The 20280-nt window shown below is 55.4% G+C and carries 20 protein-coding genes and 1 rRNA gene; 2 read left to right on the forward strand and 19 right to left on the reverse strand.

What is annotated here, in order from left to right; all coding sequences use genetic code 11:
* Positions 1-66: 66 nt before the first annotated feature.
* A complete protein-coding gene (locus FC18_RS07910) occupies positions 67-1119 on the reverse strand; it encodes an LCP family protein (protein WP_056975980.1) in 1053 nt (350 codons plus the stop codon).
* 187 nt (positions 1120-1306) lie between these two features.
* Here FC18_RS07910 and pepF point away from each other — a divergent pair, with 187 nt between their 5' ends.
* Positions 1307-3112, forward strand: a complete 1806-nt coding sequence (pepF, locus tag FC18_RS07915; RefSeq protein WP_054680319.1) for an oligoendopeptidase F — start codon at positions 1307-1309, stop codon at positions 3110-3112.
* A gap of 72 nt (positions 3113-3184) precedes the next feature.
* On the opposite strand, the gene FC18_RS07920 is transcribed toward pepF, so the two are convergent.
* The 17 genes from FC18_RS07920 to trxA form a co-directional block, all read right to left on the reverse strand.
* Positions 3185-4066, reverse strand: coding sequence for an NAD(P)-dependent oxidoreductase (locus FC18_RS07920; protein WP_056975982.1), 882 nt, complete (start codon positions 4064-4066; stop codon positions 3185-3187).
* Positions 4067-4182: 116 nt separating this feature from the next.
* Positions 4183-6255: a hypothetical protein gene (locus FC18_RS07925; RefSeq protein ID WP_054680316.1), complete on the reverse strand. Its 2073-nt coding sequence runs from the start codon at positions 6253-6255 to the stop codon at positions 4183-4185.
* 216 nt (positions 6256-6471) lie between these two features.
* Positions 6472-7686, reverse strand: coding sequence for a hypothetical protein (locus tag FC18_RS07930; RefSeq protein ID WP_056975984.1), 1215 nt, complete (start codon positions 7684-7686; stop codon positions 6472-6474).
* A 132-nt stretch (positions 7687-7818) separates the two neighbouring features.
* Positions 7819-8118 (reverse strand): hypothetical protein, encoded by a 300-nt coding sequence (locus FC18_RS07935; RefSeq protein WP_156660898.1) that lies wholly within the window; start codon positions 8116-8118, stop codon positions 7819-7821.
* A gap of 159 nt (positions 8119-8277) precedes the next feature.
* Entirely contained in the window at positions 8278-9069 is a 792-nt protein-coding gene (locus tag FC18_RS07940) for a metal ABC transporter permease (RefSeq protein WP_054680307.1), read from the reverse strand.
* 1 nt (position 9070) lies between these two features.
* On the reverse strand, positions 9071-9787 hold the full coding sequence (locus FC18_RS07945; protein ID WP_056975986.1) for a metal ABC transporter ATP-binding protein: 717 nt from the start codon (positions 9785-9787) through the stop codon (positions 9071-9073).
* Between the two features lie 39 nt (positions 9788-9826).
* Entirely contained in the window at positions 9827-10201 is a 375-nt protein-coding gene (locus FC18_RS07950) for a hypothetical protein (protein WP_054680303.1), read from the reverse strand.
* A gap of 291 nt (positions 10202-10492) precedes the next feature.
* Positions 10493-11353 carry an aldo/keto reductase gene (locus FC18_RS07955; protein ID WP_054680299.1) on the reverse strand — a complete coding sequence of 287 codons (861 nt, stop codon included), beginning with the start codon at positions 11351-11353 and terminating at the stop codon, positions 10493-10495.
* Positions 11354-11577: 224 nt separating this feature from the next.
* Entirely contained in the window at positions 11578-12780 is a 1203-nt protein-coding gene (locus FC18_RS07960; RefSeq protein ID WP_054680297.1) for an MFS transporter, read from the reverse strand.
* 226 nt (positions 12781-13006) lie between these two features.
* A complete protein-coding gene (locus FC18_RS07965; protein WP_056975988.1) occupies positions 13007-13510 on the reverse strand; it encodes a transcription repressor NadR in 504 nt (167 codons plus the stop codon).
* Positions 13511-13674: 164 nt separating this feature from the next.
* Entirely contained in the window at positions 13675-14442 is a 768-nt protein-coding gene (locus FC18_RS07970) for an ABC transporter permease (protein ID WP_054680295.1), read from the reverse strand.
* Positions 14442-15353 (reverse strand): ABC transporter ATP-binding protein, encoded by a 912-nt coding sequence (locus FC18_RS07975; RefSeq protein ID WP_056975989.1) that lies wholly within the window; start codon positions 15351-15353, stop codon positions 14442-14444. Before FC18_RS07975 ends, FC18_RS07970 begins: the two co-directional genes overlap by 1 nt.
* A gap of 290 nt (positions 15354-15643) precedes the next feature.
* Positions 15644-15934 (reverse strand): hypothetical protein, encoded by a 291-nt coding sequence (locus FC18_RS07980; RefSeq protein WP_054680293.1) that lies wholly within the window; start codon positions 15932-15934, stop codon positions 15644-15646.
* A 56-nt stretch (positions 15935-15990) separates the two neighbouring features.
* Entirely contained in the window at positions 15991-16452 is a 462-nt protein-coding gene (locus FC18_RS07985; RefSeq protein WP_054680289.1) for a DUF805 domain-containing protein, read from the reverse strand.
* A gap of 392 nt (positions 16453-16844) precedes the next feature.
* Positions 16845-17381 carry a threonine/serine exporter family protein gene (locus tag FC18_RS07990; protein WP_082620487.1) on the reverse strand — a complete coding sequence of 179 codons (537 nt, stop codon included), beginning with the start codon at positions 17379-17381 and terminating at the stop codon, positions 16845-16847.
* A 4-nt stretch (positions 17382-17385) separates the two neighbouring features.
* Positions 17386-18132, reverse strand: a complete 747-nt coding sequence (locus FC18_RS07995; protein WP_054680286.1) for a threonine/serine exporter family protein — start codon at positions 18130-18132, stop codon at positions 17386-17388.
* Between the two features lie 46 nt (positions 18133-18178).
* Positions 18179-18502 carry a thioredoxin gene (gene trxA, locus FC18_RS08000; RefSeq protein WP_056975991.1) on the reverse strand — a complete coding sequence of 108 codons (324 nt, stop codon included), beginning with the start codon at positions 18500-18502 and terminating at the stop codon, positions 18179-18181.
* Between the two features lie 197 nt (positions 18503-18699).
* Here trxA and FC18_RS08005 point away from each other — a divergent pair, with 197 nt between their 5' ends.
* On the forward strand, positions 18700-19869 hold the full coding sequence (locus tag FC18_RS08005; protein ID WP_056975993.1) for a GNAT family N-acetyltransferase: 1170 nt from the start codon (positions 18700-18702) through the stop codon (positions 19867-19869).
* Between the two features lie 120 nt (positions 19870-19989).
* On the opposite strand, the gene rrf is transcribed toward FC18_RS08005, so the two are convergent.
* A 5S ribosomal RNA gene (rrf, locus tag FC18_RS08010) occupies positions 19990-20106 on the reverse strand.
* Positions 20107-20280 lie beyond the last annotated feature (174 nt).

The following is a 20280-nucleotide window of genomic DNA, read 5'->3' on the forward strand; positions in this document are numbered from 1 at the left end:
CGGGTTAAGGAGCTGTTACAGATAACTTGGACAAATTATTCACCAGCCACTAATTATCAAAGAAAGTTAGTAGATGTGGTAGTTCTGGTTCACGTCGGAGCCAAAGTCGAAACCATTGGCGACGTTCTGTTCGTTTTCCTTCACGTTCGCGTTGTTCAGTGTCTCGGTTTGCAATCCAAGCTGCGTCCGCAGTTCGTCGCTGACCGACTGGAGCTGGGATGTTGATGGAATCTGGTAGGACGCCTTGCCGACGTACGCGCCGACTTCCTTCAACTGCGACTTATTGAAGTTCTTGATGGCGCCGCGGTAACCGTTCGCGATGTTGACCAAATCATCAAAGGTCAGGTTCATCAGCAGGTTCCCGTTCAGCGAGTTGAGCACGGACCGGTAATTGGTCAGGTTCTTGGTGGACAAGACGGACTTCACAATTGCAGAAATGACTTGTTGCTGGCGCTGCTGGCGACCGTAGTCCCCGTCCGGATCCTTGTAGCGCATCCGGGCGAACTGCAGGGCGCGCTTGCCGTTCAGGTGGGCTGGGCCCTTGGTGAAGGTCCCGCCGTCGTGGTACGTGTCGCTCCAGGAGAACGGCACGTCGACGTCAACCCCGCCAACCGCATCCACGATTTGGGACAGGCCGCCCATGTTGACCGTGACGTAGTAGTCAATCGGCACGTTCAGCAGCTTTTGCACCGTCTTGACGGCACAGTCGCTGGCACCAACCAGGAATGCGGAGTTAATCTTCGCGTAGTGGTACGCCCCGCCCTGGATCTGGGCGAAGGTGTCCCGCGGGATGCTGACCATCGTCGTGGTGTTCGTCTTCGGGTTAATCGTGACAACCATCAGCGTGTCGGCGTTCCCGAGCTTGTTCGTTCGGCCGAGCGAGCCCGTGTCGGTCCCAATCAGCAGCAGGGAGATGGGCTTGGTCGCCTTCACCTTCTTGCTGGCAGATTTTTTACCCTGCAACTGCACATAGCTTTTGTTTACCGATGACCGCGCGTCGGAGTACATCCGGAATCCGTACGCCCCGATGACGAAGACGAACGCAATCACAGCCAAGAATATCAGCTGCACCCAACGCTTGCCGGTCACCCGTTCAATTTTTTTGCGTTTATTATTCATTATTTACCTTCCAATAGAGAAATCCCCATGACATGAATTTTAGCAAAAAAAAGCAAGCGGTAGGTTACGAATTTCTAAAATCTGCGCGTTATGCTAAGATTAGGACAAATATGTAAAAAATAATTTGGCGCACAGCTGATTTTCGTGATTCGCTCACGCCATTTTCACACAAAAGGAGCGATTTTGTATGGTTGAAGCATTACCCGCACGCAGCGACGTGCCTACCGATTTGACTTGGGACTTGTCCTCCGTTTTTCCTTCCGACGACGCGTGGGCGGCAGCCTTCACGGAAGTTGGCGGCGACATCGATAAGATTAAGGCAGTTGCCGGCACCCTCGGCAACAGTTCAAGTGCGCTCATCGCCGGCGTGAACACGATTCTGGGCGTTTTCCGCAAGCTGGAGAAGGTCTACGTCTACGCCAGCATGAAGAGTGACCAGGATACGGCCAACAGCCAGTACCAGGCCATGAGTGCTAAGGCGAAGGCCCTGGCCGTGAAGGTCGAAAGCGCGGCTGCCTTCTCTGACCCTGAGATTCTCGCCATTCCGGAAGCAACCCTGCAGGACTGGCTGGCCAAGGACGACAACCTCAAGCCATACACCCAGTTCCTGACCAAGATTACCGCCAAGCGTGACCACACGCTGGACGCGGACACCGAAGCGCTGCTGGCCAGTGCCGGCGACGCGCTCGACGCCAGTGCCGCCACCTTCAACCAGCTCAACAACTCCGACATTGAATTCGGCATGGTGGAAGATGAAGACGGCAAATTCGTGCAGCTCAGCCACGGGATTTATGGCGAACTGATCCGCTCCAGCAACCAGGAAGTCCGCCACAATGCCTTCGACACCATGTACGAAGCCTACGACGGCATGCTCAACACCTTCGCGGCCACCTTGTCCGGTCAGGTGAAGGCGCACAACTTCACCGCACTCGCCCACAAGTACCCGAACGCCCGTGCCGCCGCCCTGGCTGGCAACAACATCCCCGAATCCGTCTACAGCACGCTCATCGACCAGGTGAACGCGCACTTGCCCCTTTTGCACCGCTACGTTGCCCTGCGCAAGAAGATTCTCGGCCTGGATGAGCTCCACAGCTACGACCTGTACGTCCCAATCACAGGTGAAGCACCCCTGTCCTACACCATTGATGAAGCCAAGGCGGAAGGCGAAAAGGCACTGGCACCACTGGGCAGCGACTACCTGAAGCACGTCCACCACATCTTCAACGACCGCGTCATCGACTTCATCGAGAACAAGAACAAGCGTAGTGGCGCGTACTCCGGCGGTTCCTACGATACGGACGCCTTCATCTTGCACAACTGGCACGATTCCCTTGACGCCCTGTACACCCTGGTCCACGAAACCGGTCACTCGGTGCACTCTGAGTACACGCGGGGCACCCAGCCGTACATGTACGGGGACTACCCGATTTTCGTTGCCGAAATCGCCTCAACCAGTAACGAAGCGCTGCTGACGGACTACCTGCTCAAGACGCAGACGGATCCCAAGGTGCGCGCATACGTGCTCAACTACTACCTCGACGGCTTCAAGGGCACCCTCTTCCGGCAGACCCAGTTCGCCGAATTCGAACACTGGATTCACCAGCAGGACCAAGCTGGCCAGCCACTGACGGCCGACACCATGTCCGACTTCTACGGCGACCTCAACGCCCGCTACTACGGGGACGCTCTGGAGCGCGACGACGCCATTAGCCTGGAATGGGCCCGGATTCCGCACTTCTACTACAACTACTACGTTTACCAGTACGCCACCGGGTTCGCTGCCGCTAACGCTTTGACCAGCCACATCATCAGCGGCCAGGACGGCGCGGTGGACAAGTACCTCGGCTTCCTCAAGAGCGGCTCCTCCAAGTTCGCCATCGACACGATGAAGGCAGCCGGCGTCGACATGACCAAGCCCGACTACCTGGAAGATGCCTTCAAGGTCTTCGAAGCACGGCTGAACGAATTCGAACAGCTCGTCGCTAAGCTGTAAAATTTAGCGCATATTAAAAGGCCAGCCCCAAGCGCAGATAATTGCGCTTGGGGCTGGCCTTTTTGGTTACCGCTAGTGGGCAACTTCCGTCCATGCTTGATACAACTTAATCAGCGCCTGCGTACCATCGTCACCATGGCCCGCATCAACCAGCTGCTGGTAAAGCTGCTTGGCGGTGCGCGTTGCGGATAAGTCCAAGCCCATTTTGTCCGCCTCATCCAGGGCAATGCGCAGGTCCTTCAGGAAGTGCTTAGCGAAAAAGCCCGGCGTGTAATCCCCCGCCAGAATCCGCGGCCCGTAATTAGTCAGCGACCAGTTTGCCGCCGCGCCGCCCCCAACCGTTGCCAGCACGTCCTGCAGGTTCAGGCCCGCGGCTTGCGCGTAAACGAGGGTCTCGGTTAACCCGGTCATCGTCCCCGCCACCATAATCTGGTTGGCCATCTTCGCGTGCTGACCTTTGCCCGCGTCACCGAAGTAGTGCACAGCCCCAGCAATTACGTCAAAAATGGGTTGCAGCTGGGACAGCACCGCCTTGTCCCCGCCGAGCATCACGGTCAGCGTCCCGTTCTTGGCGCCAATGTCGCCACCCGAGACCGGCGCGTCCATGGCCGTAACGCCACGTGCCGCTGCGGCCGCCGCGATTTTGCCCGCTAATGTCGGGGTGCTCGTCGTCATGTCCACAATAATACTGCCGGGTTGCGCGCCCGCCAGCACGCCACGGTCACCGAAGTATACATCCTCCACGTCCTGGGGGAAGCCGACCATGGTGAACGTCACCGGCGCATCCGCCGCGACTGCTTGGGGACTGCCCGCCCAGCGCGCACCGGCATCAATTAAGCCCTGCGCGTGGGCCTTGGTGCGGTTGTAAATCGTTACTTCATACCCCGCCTGGAGCAAATTATTGATGATTCCCGTCCCCATCACGCCGGTACCGATAAAGCCAACTCGTTGCATGTGTTTATCCTCCATTAATTATTTGTTACTTCCATTTTACGCCCCCACGGCACCAAAAAGGCACCCAGTTCACCACCAAGCAGGTAGTAAATCGGGTGCCTTTCGCCGTAATCAGCCTAATGCAGCTGAATCTGCATCGTTTGCAACCCCGCCAGCGGCACGGCGAAGGTAATGTCGCTCCCGTCTTGCACCAGCGGCACGGTTGTTTCCACGTAGCCATCCGCATTGCGGCTCCGGATGGTCGCGGTCTTGGCGTGCACCTTCCGTCCTGGGTGCCAGCGCACAATCGGGTAGCTATCGAGGCCGAAGTTCGCCAGTAGCATTGCAGCCGGCGTGTCCACTAGCTTGACGTTCGGCATCCCCCGCAGGAAATCAGCGTCGCCATTCTCACTGAGTAGCTGCTGGAACAGTTCCTGCTCGAAGTTGTTGTAGTGGGCCTCCCAGCGGTACTTGGTGTCGGTGTTCAGCGGCAGGATGAAAATATGGCCGTCAATGGCGCTGATGCCATTACCCACAACGGTGCCGTCCTGGTGGTACGCGGTACTCCAAATCTGCACGTGTGCGTCCGGCTCGTAGTCAATCCGCAGCAAGTCACCGATGTGCTGCAACAGTGTGGTGCGTGGATCCGCAACGCCCGCATACGTGTGGCCATTCATCGCCATGTAGGTCTGGTGGCCACTGCGCACGGGCAACCACGCCGCCGAGCGCGCATGAATCAGGTCGGTCAAGCCGCGGTCGAACAATACCTGGACACAGTCGGCATCCAGCAGCACGCGGTTATCGTGCAGCAGTTGCGTAATGCCCGCATCGTCGAGGTTGCGCAGGAACTGCCCACTAATGGCTAAAGTCTGACCGCTAAAGTGCGTGCCGGCTGTCCACGGGGTGATGGTGGTGCTGAAGCCGAACATGCTGAGTAGTTCCGCCCAGTGGGTTTCTTGCGGCAGTAGGTCAGCCGGTTCCACCCGGTCTGGCGTATGTGCCGGTGCCCCCGGGGTAATGCCGCCGCGAATGCCGCCCGGCGCGAATTCGGTGTGCAGGGTCGCCGCCGAGTTTTGGTTCACCAGCACCTGGATGCCGGTGGTCGTGGACATCTTAAGCCGCGATTCAGTAATGGCGCTCAGGAACGGCTTGCTCTGCGCGAGCATGTCCGCATAGCCGTAATCGTCCACAATTCCGTTGCCCATCATGTCAAAAAGGTTGAGCAAAATGCCTTTTGCGCCGACCAAGGCCGCGGTTTCAATCTGGAACTGGGTGAAGGCCTTGGACTTGGCGAACGGCGAGTACATGTAGTTCTCTAGCTCTGGCAGCAAGGTGGCGTTGTCGCCCAGGTACGCCGCCGTGGTGCGTGTGTACTGCTCGAACACGCGGCCATAGTGGTTCGGTGCCAGCTCGTTGTAGGCGGGCAAATGCGGCCGGGCAATGCGTTCATGCTTCGTTCCGGCCAGCGCGTCCAGCAAGCCCGGCCAGTCGCGGCCTTCGACGGCGTGCCAGTCGGGGAACGAGGTCATGAGGGCCACCTTGGTTTCCGGGCTCACCGCGTGCACGGCCATCTCAATCCGCTGCGCCACGTGGATCATTTCCCGCCGCGCCACGGTCAGGTAGGCGTTGCGTTCTGGCGTCGGTGCCCCCGTTGCCAGCAAGTTGGTGACGAACTCACTGCGCGACTCTTCAGCGCCCATTTCCTTAGCGTACAGTGCCATGTGCCGGTCGCAGAAGCACGCCAGCCGCAGTGGCGTGTGGTTGTAGTGGCGAAAATCATCTTCGAGCCACAACTCCCGCGGGTGCAGGCGCGCGAACAGCCCGTAGCTGGCGGCCATGTAGTCCACCCACCGTTCGTCGGCCGGGCACGCCATGATTGCTGCCCGCTTGCCGTCCACATCCACCATCGTGTCAAAACCCAACTCGGCGGGCACGGTTGGCCCACGGTCGCTATGCATAATGGTCGACCACGGGTTCAGACTCGTGGTCACACCAATGGCCGCCAATTGCTTTTGCACCGGCGCAATGGCATCCAGCCACACTTGCGACTGCGGCAAGGTCAGATGCCCGGCGTTCAGTTCTTCTGAATTGATGAAAAACGTGACGTTATCAATCTGCCCGGCCTTGCAAAACTCAAGCAGCTTGGCATCCTTTGCCGCCGTATTGGCCCGTGGATCCAGCGTGTAGCGTAATGAATAGTAGAAACTCATGGTGTCCTCCTTGACTCAACCTGACTCTGGTACGCAATTCGTAACGCTTACATTGTACCATGCACTTACCAGTTGCGGCCGGGACGCGCGGAAAATGGCCCACTGCGCACAGATTGTGAAAAAAGTGTGTAAGGCCTCAGCGCACCGGATTCAACACGTTATGGTAAACAAATAGCCCGACACAAAATTACGTGCCGAGCCATTGCAGCAAGCAAGTTACCCCAGTGCAGGAATATATTTGTGCTGCCGCAGCGTCATGACCGCACTACCAATCAGCCAAAAGACAGCGGCCCACACCAGGAAGACTGCCGTGATGGTCGGCAAGCTGATGTCCGTAAATTCGTTATTGTGCAGGGTGATCTGGACAAAGTTGGTGTAATACCCCGGCATAAGGCGCGCCGCTGCTGGTGGAAGCAAGGCGAGCAGGTGCAGCGGCTGCGCGAAGGCAACAACTGCCGCCACCGCCATGCCAATCAGTTGGTTGTGCACTAGGTTGCTTAGGCAAAAGGCGATGCTGGCTATTAACACAAACCAGAGATTGCATAGAAGAAGATACTGTAAACATATCACTCCAAGCGGATAGGTAATGTATCTACCGAGGACAAAGACAGTGAACGGAAATCTAAAACTACCAAATGGGTGACCAGGATACACACACATTAGTGCGACTATTATTACAACAGAAAACACAATTACTAGGTTAATCACCAAAATACCCGTCAATGCACGAATACTAGACAGTCGCAATCCATTTGCTGGCACCAATTGTATGAATTCAGCAGTACCTGAACGTTCGTCTTTAAAAAATAATAGTGTTAAAACAATAATGCTGAAAATAATAATACCAATTGGTAACCCACCAACTAATAGAGGTTCCGGTTGCATTCCAAATCCAATTACACTCATAAATCGATTTAAAACGGATGACAGTGCTTCAATATCCCACACAAAATTTAATTTGTGCTCAACAAGATATTCGTTAGAATAATGAAAAGCAATTTTTCGTGTGTTAAATGTTCCATAAAAATATACATGAGGCAGAATTTGATTTCCAGTAATGAGTTGTGGATATTTATTCTCTGCATCGGCCGTGATGCGGTTCGCCAATAGATATTTATTTGCTTGAACAGCAGTTAATACTTTCTGACGGATTCGATACTCAGCATCCGTTTCCTGGAATTTCGAAGTGCCTTGATGCTGCCGACTTAGTGCTAAATTGTGCTTTAGTTCAGATATGTATAATTTCTTTTCCGACGTTATCGTCCCATTTGCCGTAATCCTTGCACCATTTTGGAATTGAACCCAGTGGTTGGACACATCACCCATTGACCACAAACTAGTGCCACCGACAAGCCCAAAGAAGAGCAACGTACAGACAGTGTAAAACAACCATGCATGTTTTTTTAACTCCAACAGCATCTGCGCATACATTATCATCGCTCCTCTCGTTCTTTCTTAGCATGATTATATTGTGTTCATTACAAATGAGCAATTAATTCAACAATAAAAAGCTCAACAAAATTGTTGAGCTTCATCAAATTCGGCGTATCATAAAACATTCACCTACACGTAATCGCTGCCATCAAATACGGTGCCGTTAGCATCCTCGTACACATAATACGTTCCACCGTTTGACAATGGTCCTGAACCAGTTTTCTTAATTGGCAACGTGCACGTGATGGTCACCGTGTGTTCAACGCCACTAGCGCTCTCCCACATCACTACGGTTGCTTCCGCCGCACGCAACACTTCGCTTGTGTTTGCGGAATTATCCGTCGCCGCCATTGCGCCTGCAGCAGGTAGAGCAGCGGTACCAATGGTCATTGCTGTCATAACTGCCAAACTGATTTGCTTAAACAACATAATCATGTCACCCTGGCTTTGCTTGCCGATGGTGCTTACCATTTACCATATATTAAGCGTAACAGGTTGCCCCCCCAAAAATGCAAACGCTTTACAAAAATATTTTTAAAAAGGCCACAGCATCGAATCGAAAATGATGCTGCGGCCCGCTATTAGTGCTTATTTAGTCAGGTTCCGGTAAGTCAGTGCCCCCACGTAAAACAGGCACTCGACCACGGCGATGAAGAAGGTCACCGGCCAGTTCGTGTAGTACCCCAGCGTCAGGCCAGCCCAGACACCGATAAGCGCGGCGCTGACCGAGATGACCAGCATCTGCGGCAGGGTCTTGCCGATGTACTTCGCCCCCGCACTCGGCAAGGTGAGCAAGATGAACACCAGCAGGCTGCCGACAATCTGCGCCCCGGTGGACACACAGATGGCAAGAATGACGAGGAAGTAGATCGAAATCAAATTCGTTGGCAACCGGTGCGCCTTGGCCCCGACCGCGTCGAAGCTATCAAACGCCAAGTACCGGTAGCTCAGCAGCACCGTTACCAGCACGAAACCCGCGAGGAAAACCAGCTGGCGAATCTCGCCGCGGGAGATGCCCACAATGCTCCCGAACAAAATCGTCTGCGCGTAGCTTGAACTTGATGTGGACAAGGCTAAGAACAATATCCCCAGCCCGATAAACAGACTCGAGACCGCGGACGTCGATGCTTCCCGGCGCGACGCCTTGCTCGACATGCGGCCAACCGTAATCGCGGACAGAATCGTGAAAATCAACATCCCGTAAAGCGGTGAAATGCCCAGGAACACGGCAAAGGCCGCGCCCGCAAAGCCGATTTCACTCAGCATGTGCGCAAGAAATGAGGTGCCGCGCGCAAAAACGAAGACGCCGACAATCCCCGAAGCGATGGCGATGAAGGTACTGGCCAAGAAGGCGTTTTGCATGAATGCGTAATGAAACATGTTAGTCCTCCTCTGGGGTTTCGACGACCCCGCGCAACTCTTCTGGCATCTGGTTCGGCTCCATGTTCGCAATCGGCTGCAGGAAGCCCACCTTGTTGTCCAGCAGCAGGAACTGGTCCGTGTAGCGCTTGGCCAGCTGCAGGTCGTGGGTGACGAAGAACACGGTCAGGTTCATGGTCTGGTTGAGTTCCTTGACCAGGTCCATCAATTCGACCTTGATGTTCACGTCCAGACTCGCCGTCGATTCGTCCAGAATCAGGAAATTCGGGTCGTCAATCAGCGCCTGCGCCAAATACGCCTTTTGCTTCTCGCCCCCGCTGGCCATCCCCAGCTGCCGGTGCTGCAGCTGCGTCAGGTGCGTCGCCGCCAGCACGGCGTCGAGCTTCTTCTTCTCGGCCGCCTTGTGCCACGGCGTTAGGCTGCCCAGCTGGCTGAGCTGCACGAACGAGCGGATGGACAAGGGGTACTCGTCATCCAGGTTGCGGAACTGAGGCACATAACCCACCTGCACGGCCGGGTCCTGGCGCCAGTTGATGCTGCCCGCAGTCGGCTGCAACTGGTTCATGAGCAGCCGAATCAGCGTGGTTTTACCCACCCCGTTCGGCCCAATCACGGACGTCATGCTGCCGGGCTGGAGTTCGAAATTCACATTTTGGAATAACTGGCGATCATGAAACCCAAACTGCAGGTGATCAACCGCTAAAATTGGTTCGCTCATCTTGCACCTTCCCCGGCTGCAACTGCACACCGCGTATCGTTACTTATCTTCGTCGACCGCCGCTTCTTCTTCGGCTTCGGGGTTGTCACCCATGTCGTTCACCTCAGAGAACTCAATCGTCACGGTCCGCGGGCGATCCTTGATGATCAGGATGTAGCCGTGGCCGAGGAAAGGCTTGTCGCCGCTGTAAGCAATCGGGAATTCCTGGCCCTGCGCTGCTTCACCCTGCAGCAACATCGCGTAGAACTCGTCATACGTGAAGTCGTCCGCGAACACGATGGCCACGGGTGAGGTCACGAGGGCCTTGTTCTTGGCCATGAGCGTCACGATGTCCCAGATGTTCTTGAGGACAGATTCAGGGAAAACTTTGGCAACCGCGTCACTTACCCGGCGCTTTTTGGTTAATTCGTACATGGTGGAGTCCTTTCCGTGCATATCCGCACTTAAACAATGCTTCTATTCTAACAAAAAGTGAGCGGATTGCCAAAAAAATAAGGTCACCGCATTTGCAGTGACCCCATATTCATCGTGTAAACCGGCAAACTTATGAAGGGAGTTACGCCAGTGTTTAACCTTTTACACAAATTAAGTGTAGCGGGTTAACTAGGCGGCTGTCAGAAATAATCCGATATTTGTTAAGTCGAATTGCACCCTGCCCCCAAAAACGCCGGCCCGCGTGCATGCGGACCGGCGTTAATTCGCGTTTTAGAAGCCGACCGTGTCGGGATCCTGGGCCAAACCGGCCGCGCCGTGGAGCTGGTCAATCAGTTCCATGTCGTGGTGGCTAAGCTCGAAGTCAAACAGCTGGGCGTTCTCCTCGATGCGGTTAGCGTGGACGGACTTAGGCAGCGGCAAGAAGTCGTGTTGCAAACTCCAGCGCAATACCACCTGGGCGACGGACTTGTTGTAGCGGGCCGCAATCTTCTGCAGGGATTCGATGCCGAAGATCTTCCCGGTGCCAAGTGGACTGTAGGCTTCGTTCAAGATCCCGTGCTTGGTGTTGAAGGTAGTGACCTCTTCCTGCATGTCACTTGGGTTCAAGAACAGCTGGTTCACCATTGGCTTGGTTGTGGCCGTCTTGAACAACTCTTCCAGGTGCTTCACGCGGAAGTTGGACACCCCGATGGCGCGGGCCTTCCCGGACTTCAGGATGTCTTCCATTGCCCGCCACGTCTCGGCGTTTGCTTCCTGCCAGTGGTCGCGGCTGGCCTTAGGGTTCCCCCAGTGGATGAGGTACAGGTCAACGTAGTCCGTGCCGAGCTTCTGCAGGGATTCGTCGATGCCGCCGAGTGCAGACTGGTAGTCGCGCCGGTTGTTCCAGAGCTTGGTGGTCAAAAACAGGTCGTGCCGGTTGATGCCGCTGTTCTTAATGCCAGCCCCGACACTTTCTTCGTTGCCATAAATGGCGGCGGTGTCGATGTGCCGGTAGCCAGCATCAATGGCCGCGCGCACGGACTGCTCCGCAACGTCGCCACTTGGGGTCTGCCAGGTACCAAACCCAACGATGGGAATCTCCACCCCGTTAGCCAGGGTGTATGTGTCAGTCAGCTTAGTTAAATGTGCCAAGTTTGCCTCCTGGGAAATTTAGGCGACTAACATGCCGCCTAAACCTCAATGCCTAAGCGCGGATAACCCACGCCGTTACGTTTTCTACCTACTTACTTTAACACAGGATTGCGTTTATATGCATCACGTCATGATGTATTGGCGCTGTGACAGTGTTCGGCGTCTGTCCGGCAGCAAAAAAGCTCCGTGCCAACTCGCGGGCACGAAGCTTTGCATACGTTACTTTAGTCCAGCTGCTTCCCCTGGGTTTCAACGCCCCAGGTGGCAATCGCCGCAACGGCAACCAGCAGCGAAATCGCGAAGATGCCGAAAATTACGGGGAAACCCACGCCGCCAGCAATCAGATTGCCGACCAGCAGTGGTCCGACAATCCCACCGATGCGGCCAATTCCGGCAGCCATCCCGCTACCGGTACTGCGCACGTCGGCCGGGTACTGTTCCGGGCTGTAGGCATACAGCGCGCCCCACGCACCGAGGTCAAAGAACGACAACAGTGCGCCCCAGACGACCAGCGCCACAACGCCATTGGCCATCCCGAAACCAAAGGCGGTGATGGCCGTCCCGATAAGGAAGATGCTGAGGGTCAACTTGCGGCCGATTTTTTCAATAATCCACGCTGCCGTGAAGTACCCGGGCAGCTGAGCGATGGTCATGATGAGCACGTAGCCAAAGGAGTGAATCAGCGTGAAGCCCTTGAGCACCATCACGCTTGGCAGCCAGAGGAACATGCCGTAATAAGAAAAGACGACCATGAACCAGACAACCCAGAGCATCGCCGTTGAGCGCCAGTGTTTGGCGTTCCACATCTCGGCCAGTGCCTTGAAGAATGGCTTCTTCTGCTTGGCCCCTTCCGCCGCGAACACGGGCGATTCCTGCAGGCCTTCCCGGAAGTACAGGCCGTACAGCGCGGTGGCCCCGGTCAGGACGAGCGCAATCCGCCAGCCCCACTGCGGCATGATGAAGTAGGCCACGAGGGCTGAAACTAGCCAGCCGGCGGCCCAGAAGCTTTCCAGTAACACGACACTGCGGCCGCGGTGCTGGACCGGGACACTCTCGGAAACCAGCGTAGAGGCAACGGGTAATTCGCCCCCGAGGCCGGCGCCGATGATGAGCCGCAGCGCGATGAACATCGCGTACCCGGTGGCGAAGGCGGACGCAAATGAGCCCAGCGAGAAGATGAGCAAGGTGATCAGCAGCACACTCTTCCGGCCAATCCGGTCGGCCAGCGCCCCGAAGAGCACGGCCCCGATGGCCATCCCCAGCGAGCTGACACTCCCAATCATCCCCACGGCGCCCGCAGACAGGTGCCATTCGCCCTCAATCTGGGCGATGATGAACGACAGCAAACCAACATCCATTGCGTCAAACAACCAGGCAATCCCGACACCGGTGATGAGCCCGCTTTGACGCCGCAAACTACTTTCCATTAATGAATCCTCCAGCGACTATGCGCGTACACAGCGGCACCACCAACCCGGTACCGCCCAATAATAGCGAAAAATTTATCGACGTGACAAGACACGTGTCAATACACATAGTTAACCGTATTTTCAGGAAAGTGTCAAGACACTATCTGGATTATTTCTGAAACCACCACAAAAAGCGGGCAAAAAAAGAACCACCCGCACACGTGCAGGTGATTCTTCCCCTTTGCTATTCCACTAAGTAGCCCGCATCACGCAGGGCCGCCTTGATTGCCGTCAGGTCCTCTTGCTGGTCGTACGCCACCGTGTGCATGTGCACGCCCCCGGTTAGCTCGGACAGCATCCGCCCCTTGTTCAGCTTCATCTTCGCGGTGAACATGTTGATGTCGGCGTCGGTACGCACCAGCAGTGTCCCGCGCAACTGACCGTACAGCGGGTGGTCCACGATGACGTCCTTAATCACGCCGCCGTTGTGAACAATCCGGCGCATCTCGTCGGCCGCATCGACGGGCAGGTGCTTGCAGACGAGCAGCGCCTCGTTCTTGCTGGGCCGTTCATATTCGTAGCCGCGGGGCGTCGCGATGATTTTCTCACCGAGCGCCCGCATCAAGGCTACGTCCCCGACGATGGTTTGCCGGCTCACGTTATATTTTTTGGCTAACGTTGTGGCACTAACCGGAGTGTCCGCGGCCATCAGTTGGGCCTTGATTTGGGTTTGACGGTGATTAGTCATGGTAGTCCCTCCGTATCATATTTACTTTTATTATAAATATGCGTTCTGCTTAGGTAAAGCCGAATATGCAAAATCCCCAGTTATCGGCGTTTTACCGCACATAACCGGGGATTTTGCCGTGGCAAATCGCCACTTTAGGTCGTTACTAATTTATTGATTGCGGCTTAAACGCTGCGCTTACGGAAACTCATGTAGGCGATGAACCCAAACAGGACCGTGTACACAACCGAACCGATCGCCATTTCCGGCGTCGTCAGGTGCGTCGCGTCGGCATAACTTGGCACTGTCATCTGGTTGTTCAGCATCAGCATCGTCAGTGGGTTCCACTTGACCCATTCCCAGTGGTCGATTACCAGCAGAATGAGCGTGGAAGCCATGCTGACGACCACATAACCGATGTAGCCACTAGCAATCGCCGCGGCGTTGGTTTTAAACAACGTCGAGAGCAGGAGCACAAAGCTCAGCAGCAGGAGCGCTGAAATCACTTCGGCCCCAGTTATCGTCAGGACGTACTCCCAGAGCGGCAACTTGTCGATCTTGCCGGCCAAATCAATCTTCGGGAACATGGCGAACTTGAGCGCGAAGGTCATCGCCAGCTCCAACGCGTACAGGAGCACGGTGTGGAGAACCACCACGAAGATTTTGCTCAGGAACACCTGACTCCGGTAGAACTTGCGGTAGAGCAGCTGCTTGACCGTACCGTACTGGAACTCCATGGATACGATGCTGGCGGTGCTGGCAATCAGCACGAACAGCGCCATCGTTGACCCCAGGAAGCTGCTGGACATCATCATGTCGGCGGGGAAAATTTGGCCCTGGAACTTACTCAGTGTGGCCATCCCCACCTGCACGAGCACAACTAACACGGCGCCAATCCAGGTGCCCTTCTTGTGCGTCAGCTTGAACAGCTCTTGTTTAATCAAGGTTCCCATTACTTAGCCCCCTTCTGGTTAATCATGTCCAGGAAGGTGCCTTCCAGGTCGTGCTTAACTTGATCCACGCCAACAATCGTCACGTTCACGTTGATGAGGGCGCGCAAAGCCTGATCCAAGGCGTCCTGACTGGTCAGGGCCACCTGAATCTTGGTCGCATCTGGCAACAGGGTAATCCCCTGGTTGCTCAGTGCCGCCCGCGCCGCCTGGTCGTCCACCGTGTGGATGGTGAAGACCTTGGTGCCGGCATCCTTCAGCGCGGTCATCGTGGTCTGTTCGACAATTTGCCCGCCGTTAAGCATCAGCACCGTATCCGCCAATTTTTCCAATTCACTCAAGATGTGGCTAGAAATCAGGAAGCTCGTGCCGCCGCTTGCCAGCTGCACAATCACGTCACGCAGGTTCTTCACCGCCTGGGGGTCCAGCCCGTTCATCGGTTCGTCCAGGATGACGAGCTTCGGCCGGTTCAACAGCGCCTGAGCAATCCCGAGCTTCTGCTTCATCCCCAGTGAATAGGACTTGGCCTTCGTGTCGATGTAGCCACCCATCTGCATCGCGTTCACGACCCAGTCAATCTTCGCCTTTTTTTGACTCTTGGTGCCCGTGACGAATAGGGCTAAGTGCTGCCGTCCGGTCAGGAAGGGATAGATGCCGGGGTATTCAATCAGCGCCCCCACTTCATCCAGGGCCTGGTGACTGGTGATACCAACCTTCTTGCCGTGAATGGTGATGTCCCCACCATTGGTCGGAATCAGGCCCAGCACCGCCTTCATAATCGTACTTTTCCCCGCCCCGTTCGGCCCCACAAGTGCCGCGATGTGGCCCGTTTCCACGGTGAAATCCACGCCGTTTAGCACCTGATTCTTCCCAAACGCCTTGTGCAGGTTCTTAACGCTCAACTCAACTGCCATGTTGTCCTCCTTACGCAAGCGTCCGCCCAATCCGCGCACGCTCGTTGTACTTACTAAGAGCGAATCCGTTCCACCAACCAGGAAAACGGCGCGTCGCTACCGAGTAGAATAATCAATCCAATTGCAATCGCTGCAGTAATAATAGCCATATCTGCCTCCTCCCCGCGCGGCATGCACGCGGGATTTGGGCTTGTTTGGTTCAAACAAGCGGTTAATCTCTTACACGGTTAACGATACCATGCACCCAGCCGCAATGAATCGGTCCAAAGTATTAAGAAAGCCTGAAGCCCTTAGTAAGTGATGGTGAACAGCTGTTCCTGCTCGCCGAGGTCGTTGTCGCCGATGCGAATGTTCAGGTGTGGCAGCAGGGCAGCCCGCACTTCTTCCACCACATCCGCCACCGCCTTTTGAATGGCCATCATATTTTCGTTGCGGGGGTAAAAATGTAGCCGTGCGTAGAACTGACTGCGCGGCAACACAATCTCCCGGGCCGGACTGTCCATCCACATGATGAACCCGACCACCTGCTGCGCCCGTGGGGATAACTGGGCAATAACCTGGAACTGCTGTGCGTCAAACATGTCGATCACCTTTCCGTATAAAAATAGAGCTGCGTATGCACGCAACTCCATTATAGCTAGAAATGTAGGCCTTTGCTTGGCAGTGCCGCCAGCCCCAAATTGACGAGGGCAAGTACCACGGCCACCAGCAGCGGCCACGTTTTGCCTGAAATCGCCGCAACCGTGCACAAAATGACCGGCGCCACCAGCGTCAGCAGCAGGACCAACGGTGAAATGCCGGCGTCGCGGTACCGGCGCACGTGCAAGGCCAACGTCGGAATCACCGTCGCCAGGGTCACCACCAGCACAATGATGAGCGGCACCCCCAGCTCACTGACAACGGCGCTGAAACTCAGGCGGGCGCCCCCCGCCAGCATGCCCGCCAGCCGGCCAAACATCAGTAGCTCAATCACGATATTGTATAGCAACGACCACAACGCCATGTACCAATACTCCGCCCGCGTGCTGTTATCCATAAAGTTCAGGTAATTCCGCAAAAACAGCACCAGCGCGCCCCAAAAGCTAACTCGTCTGCGCATAATTTTTCTCCCACCCAAATACCCAATAATTCACATCATGTACCTTTTGCCCTAGCATAACACATGTGCCAAGACAGGTGGGGCAAAATCGCTAAGTTAAATTCGCTTTTGGTGCATTGGGGATTGCGGGTGAAAAATGCGCATATGCATTTTCGCACACACTTGGTCGATACCCGAATGGCACAAAAAAAGTCCCCGCCAGCATAACTGACGGGGACTAACGCACAGTTCCGAAGAACCGGGCCCATGGACTCCACAATCCAGAGGGACCACCAGCGCCCGCAAATCCGGCGGGTGATGCGTACTGGCTGCAAACTTTCGCGCGTTAACCGCGCTACTCGACTCATCGCATGGGAATAGAATAGCATAAACGACGGCCGGGAGCAAACACACTAGCCGTTTTCGTGCTTATCCGTGGCCGCATTGTGTTCTGCTTCCGCGCGCTTGGCGTCAGCTTCCATTTCCGCTTCATCCTCGACCAGGTGCATCCCGTATTTCGGCCGGGTAATGTCGCCGAACAGCTGCGCGAGCATGAACCCCACCGCAATCGAGCCGGCGACCAGAATCACCCGCACGAGCAGCTGAATGCCCTGATCCATATTGTTGGACACGAGTGCACGCACCGCCTCGTACGCCGTCGCGCCTGGCACCAGCGGCACAAGCCCCGGAATGTTGAACATAATGACCGGCATCTTCTTCCACCGTGCAAACAAAATGCCGGCAATCCCGATGGCAAAGGCGCCCAGCAGGTTGCCAATCATAACCGACACGCCCGCCTTGTACAGGAACCAGTAGACGACCCAGCCGAGCATGCCCGCCAATCCCGCACAGTTCAGCCCCCGCCGCGGCACGTTGATGCAGATGGCGAAGGCGACGGTGCTGACGTAACAAAAACTAAATTGAATTAATGCTTGCAGCCAAAAGTTCATCCCATCACCCCATCGAAATGACAACGGCAATCCCGAAGCCAATCGCGCTGGCCGTCAAGATGGCTTCCATGCCGCGGGCAATCCCCGTCAGCAAGTGTCCCGCCAAAAGGTCGCGAATCGAGTTGGTGATTGCCACCCCCGGTACCAGCGGCATCACGGCCCCAATCAGGATATTATCCAAGTTATGGCCAAGCCCGAGCCGCACGCCGAGCATGGCACACAACGCCAGCGCCAGTGACCCCGTCAGTTCGCTCACAAATTTAATGTTCGTCACGCGCCGAATATACACCGCCACCGCGAACCCAATCGCCCCGGTGACGCCGGCGAGCGGAATATCGAACCAGTCGTACTGCTGGGTGAACACCACCATCAGCAGCGCGGACAGCACCGCCGCCCCGACGATTTGCATCCACATTGGGAAGTACGGAATGTTGTTGTCGAGATTCGCCAGCCGTGTGTGCAATTCACTGAGCGTGAGCTTCTTCTCGGCAAACTCGCGTGACAGCTGATTCACCCGCGCAATCCGCTCCATGTCGATGTCGCGTACGTTAATCTGCCGCAGCTGCATGTACGGTTGGTTGCGAATACTGGCGAAAATCCCGGTCGGCGTGGAGAAGATCACCGCATCGTTTTCACCCGCATTATTCAAAATTCGCGTCATGGTATCTTCAACGCGGTACATTTCGCTCCCGCCCTCAATCATGATGCGCCCCGCCAGTAGACACGTATCCAGCAATTCATTCCGATCCACGTCGTCACCCCATCAGCGCGTCGCTATTCGACCCGCATTAAAAAAATCATTCCGCCGTGCGCGCTAACACACCTTCCAAATACCGGCGCAATTTAGCCTTAGGAAAAGCTCCAGTGACCTTTTCAACAGCCTTCCCGTTTTGGAAAATCACCATTGTCGGTACCGACTGCACACCGTACTTGGCCGCAATCGACTTATCCTCATCCACATTCTGCTTAATGACGGTGAGTCCGTCCAATTCCTGCTCCAGTTCCGCAAGCATCGGGCTCAGAATCTTGCACGGGCCGCACCAAGGCGCCCAAATATCCATCACCACGGTGCCGTGGCTAGTTAATTCTTCTAAATTATCTGCAGTAACTTTGCGTGGCATAATGGCCCTCCGAATTTTTAATCTCACTTATTATAACAAAGCCATCCGCGATGAACACAGGCCGCACCGGTTTTTTCGCGGGGAATTCCGCACTGTTACCCGTTCCAGCAACACCTGTTTGCCATTTTCTGCCCAACCAGGTACCCAAGTGCGGTAAAATGAAAATGATAGCGGAAACATTAATTGGAGGGGTATTTGTGGAAAATTTTCAAATCAGTGCACCAGCCGACCGGGACGCGTTTTACCAACTATACTTGTACGCGTTCAACAAGCAAGACTCCGTGCAGCGGCATGAATTTTTCGATGCACGATTCAATCACGCCACCGACTACGGCATCCATGCCGGCGGGCAGCTAGTGAGTGCCCTTTACAGCCTGCCGTTTACGGTCAATTTTGCCGGGCAAGAGTTCAAGATGCGCGGTATCGGCGTCGTCTGCTCGGCCCCTGAGTTCTCGGGCCGCGGCGGTGCGGGCACATTGATGACGGCAGCGCTCCAAGACATGTACGCTGAGGGCACGTCCTTGTCGTACCTCGCCCCGTTTGCGTTCAGCTACTACCGCCGTTTTGGCTACGAGCAAGTATTCAACCAGATCCACTATGAACTGAACACAAGTACGTTGCCCCGCTTTAAGACCGCCTATACGCCCGCTGGTAAGATTACCCGCGGGCGCCTCCAGGACAACCTGGATGTAGCCAAGGCTGTCTACACAGCCAACCAGCCGACCCAAGGTGGTTTAGTGCGCGCCGATTGGTGGTGGGATTACCTCGTACTGAAGAATGATTGGGATGTAGGCATCTATACCGCCGAAAATGGTCTCGCAACCGGCTACGTCATTTATGAACGGACCGCCTCCACCCTCACCATTAAGGAATTTATTGCCCCAACGCAAGCCGAATACCTCGCTCTGCGCCAATTCATCTTGAAGCACGGTAACAGCTTCGCCCGCATCGTTTATGAAGCGCCAAGTACCGACTACACGGGCGACCTGCTGCCAGAACCCGGCATCGCGACCGCCACGGTTGTGCCGTACATGATGGCCCGCATCGTGAACCTGCAGGATGTGTTGAACCGGCTGCCGCTACGTTTACCAGAAACGGCCATCACCATCGCCATCGAAGATCCGCTGCTAACCGCCAACCAGGGCACCTGGAGTATCAGCGCCAGCGGTCCCGAACGGATTGCTGCCGAGCCAATGCCCAACGCCGACGCCCGCATGACCATCCAAACCGCGACGAAGTTAATCTTTGGCGTTCAAAGCACCACGAATCTACTTCGAACCGGTGAACTAACCGCCACCAGCGCAGCAGTAGCGGTCCTGAACCAGCTAGGCACCAACATCACGCCCGCTCTGGTCGACTACTTCTAAACCGTAGATAACCAATCAACCGCACTGCATCAACGTTTGGTTAATGTAGTGCGGTTTTGCTTTGGCCAAAAACTGACGGCACAAAAAAACTCAAGCACAAGGCTTGAGTCTTTCATCTGAGCGTGGCAGCTTCCTACCCTCGCAGGCAGTTTCCCACCAACTACTATCGGCGTTAAGAAGCTTAACTTCTGTGTTCGGCATGGGAACAGGTGTATCCTTCTTGCCATCGCCACCACACTCTATTTAGTTGAGGAACAAACGCAGCAAAGCCGTGTTTGTGCATTTCTCTAAGTTCGCTTCGCTCACTAAGAGAAATAGCAACTTACGCCCTCAAAACTGGATATCATCATTTTACTGCGTTGAACCGTATTTGTAAAACCACTTGGTTAAGTCCTCGACCGATTAGTACTG

This window comes from Lacticaseibacillus sharpeae JCM 1186 = DSM 20505 (assembly GCF_001436225.1).
Classification (GTDB): Bacteria; Bacillota; Bacilli; order Lactobacillales; family Lactobacillaceae; genus Lacticaseibacillus; species Lacticaseibacillus sharpeae.

What these genes read in the sequence shown, in the direction of transcription:
- FC18_RS07960 (WP_054680297.1), bottom strand. Translation starts at nt 12,780, where the DNA reads ATGGAAAGTAGTTTGCGGCGTCAAAGCGGGCTCATCACCGGTGTCGGG.
- pepF (WP_054680319.1), top strand. Translation starts at nt 1,307, where the DNA reads ATGGTTGAAGCATTACCCGCACGCAGCGACGTGCCTACCGATTTGACT.
- FC18_RS07965 (WP_056975988.1), bottom strand. Translation starts at nt 13,510, where the DNA reads ATGACTAATCACCGTCAAACCCAAATCAAGGCCCAACTGATGGCCGCG.
- FC18_RS07935 (WP_156660898.1), bottom strand. Translation starts at nt 8,118, where the DNA reads ATGTTGTTTAAGCAAATCAGTTTGGCAGTTATGACAGCAATGACCATT.
- FC18_RS07950 (WP_054680303.1), bottom strand. Translation starts at nt 10,201, where the DNA reads ATGTACGAATTAACCAAAAAGCGCCGGGTAAGTGACGCGGTTGCCAAA.
- FC18_RS07985 (WP_054680289.1), bottom strand. Translation starts at nt 16,452, where the DNA reads ATGCGCAGACGAGTTAGCTTTTGGGGCGCGCTGGTGCTGTTTTTGCGG.
- FC18_RS07925 (WP_054680316.1), bottom strand. Translation starts at nt 6,255, where the DNA reads ATGAGTTTCTACTATTCATTACGCTACACGCTGGATCCACGGGCCAAT.
- FC18_RS07980 (WP_054680293.1), bottom strand. Translation starts at nt 15,934, where the DNA reads ATGTTTGACGCACAGCAGTTCCAGGTTATTGCCCAGTTATCCCCACGG.
- FC18_RS07970 (WP_054680295.1), bottom strand. Translation starts at nt 14,442, where the DNA reads ATGGGAACCTTGATTAAACAAGAGCTGTTCAAGCTGACGCACAAGAAG.
- FC18_RS07910 (WP_056975980.1), bottom strand. Translation starts at nt 1,119, where the DNA reads ATGAATAATAAACGCAAAAAAATTGAACGGGTGACCGGCAAGCGTTGG.
- FC18_RS07945 (WP_056975986.1), bottom strand. Translation starts at nt 9,787, where the DNA reads ATGAGCGAACCAATTTTAGCGGTTGATCACCTGCAGTTTGGGTTTCAT.
- FC18_RS07930 (WP_056975984.1), bottom strand. Translation starts at nt 7,686, where the DNA reads ATGTATGCGCAGATGCTGTTGGAGTTAAAAAAACATGCATGGTTGTTT.
- FC18_RS07920 (WP_056975982.1), bottom strand. Translation starts at nt 4,066, where the DNA reads ATGCAACGAGTTGGCTTTATCGGTACCGGCGTGATGGGGACGGGAATC.
- FC18_RS07940 (WP_054680307.1), bottom strand. Translation starts at nt 9,069, where the DNA reads ATGTTTCATTACGCATTCATGCAAAACGCCTTCTTGGCCAGTACCTTC.
- FC18_RS07975 (WP_056975989.1), bottom strand. Translation starts at nt 15,353, where the DNA reads ATGGCAGTTGAGTTGAGCGTTAAGAACCTGCACAAGGCGTTTGGGAAG.
- trxA (WP_056975991.1), bottom strand. Translation starts at nt 18,502, where the DNA reads ATGCCACGCAAAGTTACTGCAGATAATTTAGAAGAATTAACTAGCCAC.
- FC18_RS07990 (WP_082620487.1), bottom strand. Translation starts at nt 17,381, where the DNA reads ATGAACTTTTGGCTGCAAGCATTAATTCAATTTAGTTTTTGTTACGTC.